Below are 6,990 nucleotides of genomic sequence, written 5' to 3' on the forward strand. Positions count from 1 at the left end.
CGAATTTATAAAATACTAATAATCAGCATACTATGAAATCGGTAGAAACTGGTAGAACAGGGTGTAAAACCAAGTACCCAGTTCCTGGAACCTTGTAGGGGCTAACGATTGATTAGTTTCATTTAGGTTAAAACCACTCAACAAAACTATTGTTTTCCATAGCCAATGACTTTCTGTATCGACTTCCGCCCTGATTCTATTTGAGTAAAGCAATCTGGTGTTTCGGTACAAAATGTTACTACCGTACTGTCTTTATATACAAGGCCTACTTCTGCCGCATATACTTCATTGCGTTTATCCATAGACACCAAGCTAGAGTCGTTACCTTGAATGACTTTGAGTGTATTGGCAAAATTAAACGTATCTATGGCAAAAGCCCTATTCAAATTGGCTATTTCGTATAAATCCTGATCCAGTCCATTGAGTATATTGCCATCCCAGGGCTTAGCCTCTTCTAATGGGAAAACAATTTTTATCAACGGTAAATTACTTTGTATGACAATTGCCTGGTTGAGTGAACGTTTGGCAACCCATACCGAGTCAAGTTGCCAGGTATTGTTCGCCGTAGCCCGTCTAAACCGTTCGAGTCGAAAGGCAGGGTCACCATTAATGTCTTGAAACTCTTCTGCAACGAGCTCTCTTATTTGGTAACGATTAGTATCAGGGTCATTAATCAGGGTAAACTGAATGTCTTCTACCTGGTAGTCGATATACCGTCCGGTTTCGAGCGGAAAAAATGTGGTACCTAGTTCTATCGAATCAGGATCTAGTGGTTTGGTAGAGCAGGCTGTAAAGGTAGAACTTACAATCAATAAGAATAGAATATAAGTGAGTGTTTGGGTAAAATTACTTTGATAATGCATGACAGACGTTCAATAATTTGAAAACAATATACTTAGCAGGTATACAAGTTTTGCCTCAATATAGTTTCAAAATAGAGCCGTAGATGAATAAAACTACCTGGGCAGTAGGTTTGCCCAAATAGTTATACCAAGTGTATTATTTTAAAGAAGGCAATGCTGAGTTTTCTACAATGATTCCCTCTTCGTTTTCTTGCCATTTAAAGCTCGATTTAATCCAACCCCCACCAATCATGTCGTCTCCTTCATAAAAAACAGCGGCTTGCCCAGGAGCAATGGCGCTTACTTCTTCGTGAAACCAAACTTTGATCTCATGGTCGCTTACTTGCTCGATACGGGCAGGAGCCCCCTCGTGGTTATACCTTACTTTGGTAATGGTTTCCAAAGGTTTTCCTTTCATATCGGCATATTTTTGTAAAGTTAGTTGGTTTACAATCATGCCATTTTTTTCCAGGTCTTTTACTGTACCCAGTACTACCCGGTTATTGTTTTTGTCTATACCAGTCACATACACCGGATAGCCCAAAGCAATGCCCAGACCTTTGCGTTGTCCGATAGTATAAAAGGGGTAACCTTTGTGTTTGCCCACTACTGTACCGTCTTCCAATATAAAATCACCACCATCTACTTTTTCTTCCAGTTCTGGTACGCGTCTTTTCAAAAAGCCACGGTAATCGTTGTCAGGTACAAAGCATATTTCATAAGACTCTGATTTATTTACCAGTTCTACAAAACCCCGTTCTATAGCCATCTCTCTGATTTGAGATTTATATAGTTGTCCCAAGGGCAATATGGTACGGCTCAGGCTTTGCTGAGAAACCCCCCACAAAGCATACGATTGGTCTTTGCCTTCATCAATGCCTTTAGATATGACATAACGCCCGTTTTCTTCGCGAATGTTGGCATAATGCCCTGTGGCTATATACTCACAGTCAAGCTTGTCGGCACGACGTAGCAACGCATCCCATTTTATGTGGGTGTTGCACAATACACAAGGGTTAGGTGTGCGCCCGTCGAGATATTCATTGGTAAAATGATCGATCACATAATCGCCAAATTCATTGCGAATATCTAAGATTAAATGTGGAAAACCGAGGTCAACGGCAATATTTCGGGCATCATTGATAGAGTCGAGGCTACAGCAACCAGTTTCTTTTTTGCTTCCACCCGACGAAGCATAATCCCAGGTTTTCATTGTAATGCCTACTACTTCGTAGCCTTGTTCGTGTAGTAGAACGGCAGCCAAAGAGCTATCTATCCCTCCACTCATTGCCACCAAAACTCGTCCTTTTTTGCTCATTTTTTTTAAGGTATTAGGTTTTGGGGATTAGGTACTGGGTATTGCTGTAAAGCAATGAAAAAGCTACCCGGCACCAAGTACCTAGCACCCAGTACCTGATTTGTTTGTGAACAGATTTGTGTAAAGAATCATCAGTGAAGAGTACTGCTCACGTGATGACTCTCTACTGATAACTGATTTATTGCTTTTGTTGTTCCATTTCCTGTTTCAAACGTTGGCTCAAGCGTCGGCATAGGTCGTCTATATCCATAGCCATTGCTTCATCGTTGGTTGCCTGACGAATGGTATCGGCGAGTCCAGCAATTGTTTCGATACAAAATGCCTTCATCTCATGAATTTCCATTTTTTTAGTCCATAAATCCATTTTGGCAGTACCTTTACCGTCTTCGTCCCAAAACGACAAAGACATAGCCTTCGAACCGTTTGTACCCTGGTCAGGTGTATTGGTAGCCATCCAAAGTATTTGCTCACATACATTGGCATCGTCCAATGTTACATTGATATTAATATCTTCTTTTCGCATTGATTTCTTTAACTTAACAAGTGGCTCCGACTTTCGGAAACTTCGATAAATCGCAAAGTTACAACAAAAGGTTGATATTTTAACTATTGGAATAAATGGGAGTGATAGATAAAACTAATCAGGTGATAGAAAGAGGTGATGATGTGGAATACTAGAATAGAGAGAGGAGGCAAAACAAAAACTTTTCAGTATTTTGGCGGCCAAAGTTTAAAATAACCATTTATATGAAAAATATTTATTTGTTGATATGCTTAGTTGGCTTGAGTGCATTGGTACAAGCCCAAAAAGGTAATTGGAAACCTGACGATGTGATTAATCAGGTATCTGGAGAAGGGTTTAGGTTTTCGCCCAATGGCAAAATGGTTGTGTGGGTAAAGCGTCGTCCTGATAAGAAAAAAGATCGCTTTATCAGTGATTTATACCTTACCCGTCTGGACATGACTAACAAAAAAGGCCGATATAAAACTATTCAACTAACCAGAAGCAAGGACTCTGACTATAGTCCTGTTTTTTCGGCAGACAGCGAAACTATTTACTTTTTATCGTCAAGAGCCAAGGGCAAAGCACTTTGGGCAATGAGCACGTATGGAGGAGCACCCTACAAGGTACACACTTTTAAAAATAGTATTTCAAATATTCATTTACGCAATCAACACACCTTGTTTTTTGTAAGCAGCGAAGGGGCAAGTTATCGTGAACAACAGCTCAAAAAAGAAAAAGACAATGTGGTAGTGGTAGAAGATACCGAGCACATGAAAGCCACCAGAGTATTTTCGTTTAACCTGAAAACCAAGCAAATAGAGCGTCAAACCGACAATCGCTACCCTATTGTATCATTGGCAGTGTCAAAGAATGGTCAATGGATGGTTACCACTCACTTACGGTCGTTGCATTACGCCTCTGATGGCAAGCCACGCCCTGCTTATTACATCTGGAATTTAAAAACAGGTAAAAAAACAGCGGTTTTAAAAGATACTTACCAAGGACCTGGCAACTTTGAGTTTTCGGAAGACAACCAAGGTTTTTATTTTACCTCTACCAAATCGTCTGACCCTGAATGGGGGGGTGCTGGAGTCACTAAGTTGCACTACATGACAGTGAAAAACCCACAGGTAGTCAATATTCCAGTAGACTGGAAGTGGGACTTAAGCTATGGCTTAAATATAGTAGGTAACGATGTATTGGTGTACTTGGCCAATGGTCCCACCAATAAATTGGCATTGATGAAAAAGCAAGGCAATCGTTGGGCAAAGCAAATGGTAGCCTTGGGTGATATGGCCGACCATGTGTCAGTGCGTGCCTTATCGGCAGATAAAAAGCAAGTGGTTTACCTTTACTCTACAGCGTCGGTGCCTGTACAATACCGTATAGGAGAGCTGGTACAAAAGCGTAAGGTAAGCATTACAGCGGGTAAGGAGTTGATTACTTTGAATGAAAGTTGGAAAAAGAAGAAAACCAGCAAAAGCAAGGTGATTAAATGGCAAGGTTACAACAACGAAGAGGTAGATGGTATTTTGTATTACCCTCAGAACTATACAAAAGGAAAAAAGTACCCTTTGGTGGTAGCTATTCATGGAGGACCCGCCAGCACCGATCGCGACGCATGGAGTTTTCGATGGGCGTATCCAGTACAGTTGTTTACCCAAAAAGGGGCATTTGTGTTCAAGCCCAATTACCACGGCTCAAGCAATCACGGACTCAAGTTTGTAGAGTCTATTAAGAAGAACTATTACGACCTGGAGATGGTAGACATTACCAAAGGAATTGATTTTTTGGCAGACCAAGGGCTGATAGATAAAAACAAAATGGGGGTCATGGGTTGGTCAAACGGAGCCATCTTAACTACCATGCTTACAGTGCGCTACCCCGATATGTTTAAAGTAGCCGCAGCTGGAGCAGGGGATGTAAACTGGACGTCTGACTATGGTACTTGCCGTTTTGGGGTTACGTTTGATCAAAGTTATTTTGGCGGTGCCCCCTGGGACGATCGGAATGGTAAAACTTACAACGAGGCTTATATACTCAAGTCGCCTTTGTTTGAGCTCGAAAAAGTAAAAACACCTACCTTGATATTTCACGGAAGTAACGACAGGGCAGTGCCCCGCGACCAAGGGTGGGAGTATTACCGGGCTTTACAGCAAGTAGGCAAGGCACCAGTACGTTTTTTATGGTTTCCGGGGCAACCCCACGGTTTACGAAAACTTACTCATCAAATGCGCAAGGTAAAAGAAGAGCAAACCTGGTTTGATAAGTATTTGTTTAAAACTTATGAAAAGCCCAACGAATCATTTAGTACCAAAAGCCCATTGGCCTTGCTATTGATCAAAGAAAAAGCAGCCAATCAGGATGGGGTGTATGGCGTAATGAAAAATGGAGTGCTTACCCCAGAGGTAGCTATTATCAAAAAAGACTCTATAGCCATCGGGCGTTTTGAGGTAACCAATGCCCAATACCGGGCTTTTGACACTCAACATAAGTTTTTGGTGACAGAAGCCAATCATCCGGCAACGGGCATAGGCACTGCTAAGGCCAAGGAGTATGTGGCTTGGCTGGCAAGCAAAACGGGTGAAAAATTTCGACTACCTAACGAAAAGGAAGGCAAGGCTTTGCACACGCAAGCGCGAACGCTCGCTGCCAAAGAAAACTCGCTTAATTATTGGGCAGGCTACAAAGTTACAATTGATGATGTACCAGGGCTTGAACAAAAAATAGCCAAGCTAAGGACTTCTTTATTAATGAAAGGGGGCAGCTTTAAAGGTACTAAAGTAGGCAAGGCTACCATCTACGATTTGGGAGGGAACGCTGCCGAGTATTATACCAAAGCCAACCGCTTGGCTACCTATGGTTACAGTGCTTATGACTATGCCGATGAAGGCAGCCAAAAAGTAAAAACAGCTACCAAGTACGTAGGCATAAGGGTAGTAAAAGACCTGAAGTAAACTGCTTCTTTAGAGACATTTTAAATAACCAAAAAAGCCCTTGCTCTATATAAAAAGAACAAGGGCTTTTTTCGATGCTGTGAGTAGGCAAGTTTTTAACCACCAATCCAACCCATATAGGCAGCTACTACATATATTAAATACAAGAAAATAAGAAATAAACCAAAGGGGCGGGTAGCTTTAAACTTTTGAACAAATAGAAGCAAGACTACTACAATCAATGTAGTAAACAACAAAATGATAGAAGAGGTAATGTTGGCTCCTCCCAAGTCGGTAAGGGGCTGGCCTTTGATCAAGATATAAATCAATACGGGTAAACCAAGGCTCATTAGAATATCAAAAATATTGCTACCAATGGCATTGGCAATGGCCATGTCTCCTCTTCCTTGCTTGGCAACAATTGCTGATGAAATCATTTCGGGAATAGAGCTACCACCAGCGAGTATAGTAAGGGCAATGATGGCTGTGGGTATGTTCATGGCTTTGGCAAGATCTTCGGCAGCTATAACTAAAAAATAAGAAGCCCCAGCAATAATAACCAGTGATAGTAAGAAAACAGGGATTGTCCAGCGGGGTTTTTCTTCTGGGTCAGGTATCAACTTCATGAGAAACTCTACCGGATAGCCCAAGGTTTTTTGTAGTATCTTAAATGGATTACGACGAGTTTCATCTTCCATGTCTTTTTCTATAGCTTCTATAGGGCGTGGGGTGTCTAAATGATGAGCGGCACCTTCAAACTCGGTACGGGCGCTTCCTGCTGGGGTTTCAAATCCATTTTTAGGTACAGTAGCTTCTTCATTTACATATTTTGTCCATAAAAACAGCACAAAGAGGTAAAGAAAGTAGCTGCCTACAAATGCTATTCCTTCTATAAGGGTAAACTTGTTATCGGCAACAAATAAGATGAGTAAGCCTACCGAAAACGCATAAAAAATGCTGTCTCGCATTACAGGGCGCCAATTGAGGTAAGATGTTTTCACTACTGCCGCAAAGCCGATCACTACCAGTATTTGGAAAATAGCCGAACCTACAATGGTACCTACACCAGTCGCAGGGTTGGCTCCCTCAAGAAACAAAGCAAAAAGTGCTGTGGATATTTCGGGTGCACTGGTGCCCAACGCAAGGAGCGTAGCACCAGCCACACTGGGTGGTAACTTCATCCATTCGGCAATGTTATCCAAACTTTTAATAAAGTGTCGATCTACGATTTCTGTCATTACATAGAACGCAAGCAGGATAACAACTAAAGCCAACCAAATAGACATTCTTTTCTGGGTTTAATTTGAATAAAATTTAACTTAGGAATTGTTCAAAAATAAATTTACACTCTGAGGGGTGATTTTTCGCCTTGATACTTCGTTATTTTTA

Annotated in this window: 5 protein-coding genes; 1 reads left to right on the forward strand and 4 read right to left on the reverse strand. The window is 41.4% G+C overall.

Annotated features, from left to right (window positions below; translation table 11 throughout):
* Nucleotides 1–146: 146 nt before the first annotated feature.
* The 3 genes from Q0954_RS21670 to gldC form a co-directional block, all read right to left on the reverse strand.
* The gene (locus tag Q0954_RS21670) at nt 147–863 is read right to left on the reverse strand and encodes a hypothetical protein (protein WP_299460308.1); all 717 of its coding nucleotides are present in this window, start codon (nt 861–863) and stop codon (nt 147–149) included.
* Nucleotides 864–999: 136 nt separating this feature from the next.
* Nucleotides 1,000–2,160, reverse strand: coding sequence for a tRNA 2-thiouridine(34) synthase MnmA (gene mnmA, locus Q0954_RS21675; protein WP_299460310.1), 1,161 nt, complete (start codon nt 2,158–2,160; stop codon nt 1,000–1,002).
* Between the two features lie 178 nt (nt 2,161–2,338).
* The gene (gldC, locus tag Q0954_RS21680; RefSeq protein WP_299460312.1) at nt 2,339–2,683 is read right to left on the reverse strand and encodes a gliding motility protein GldC; all 345 of its coding nucleotides are present in this window, start codon (nt 2,681–2,683) and stop codon (nt 2,339–2,341) included.
* A 224-nt stretch (nt 2,684–2,907) separates the two neighbouring features.
* On the opposite strand from gldC, the gene Q0954_RS21685 reads away from it, so the two are divergent.
* The gene (locus Q0954_RS21685; protein WP_299460314.1) at nt 2,908–5,622 is read left to right on the forward strand and encodes a prolyl oligopeptidase family serine peptidase; all 2,715 of its coding nucleotides are present in this window, start codon (nt 2,908–2,910) and stop codon (nt 5,620–5,622) included.
* A 95-nt stretch (nt 5,623–5,717) separates the two neighbouring features.
* Here the strand turns inward: Q0954_RS21685 and Q0954_RS21690 are convergent, their stop codons facing one another.
* Nucleotides 5,718–6,887 carry a calcium/sodium antiporter gene (locus tag Q0954_RS21690; protein WP_299460316.1) on the reverse strand — a complete coding sequence of 390 codons (1,170 nt, stop codon included), beginning with the start codon at nt 6,885–6,887 and terminating at the stop codon, nt 5,718–5,720.
* Between the last annotated feature and the right edge of the window lie 103 nt (nt 6,888–6,990).

It is taken from the genome of uncultured Microscilla sp. (assembly GCF_947493425.1).
In the GTDB taxonomy this organism is placed as follows: Bacteria; Bacteroidota; Bacteroidia; order Cytophagales; family Microscillaceae; genus Microscilla.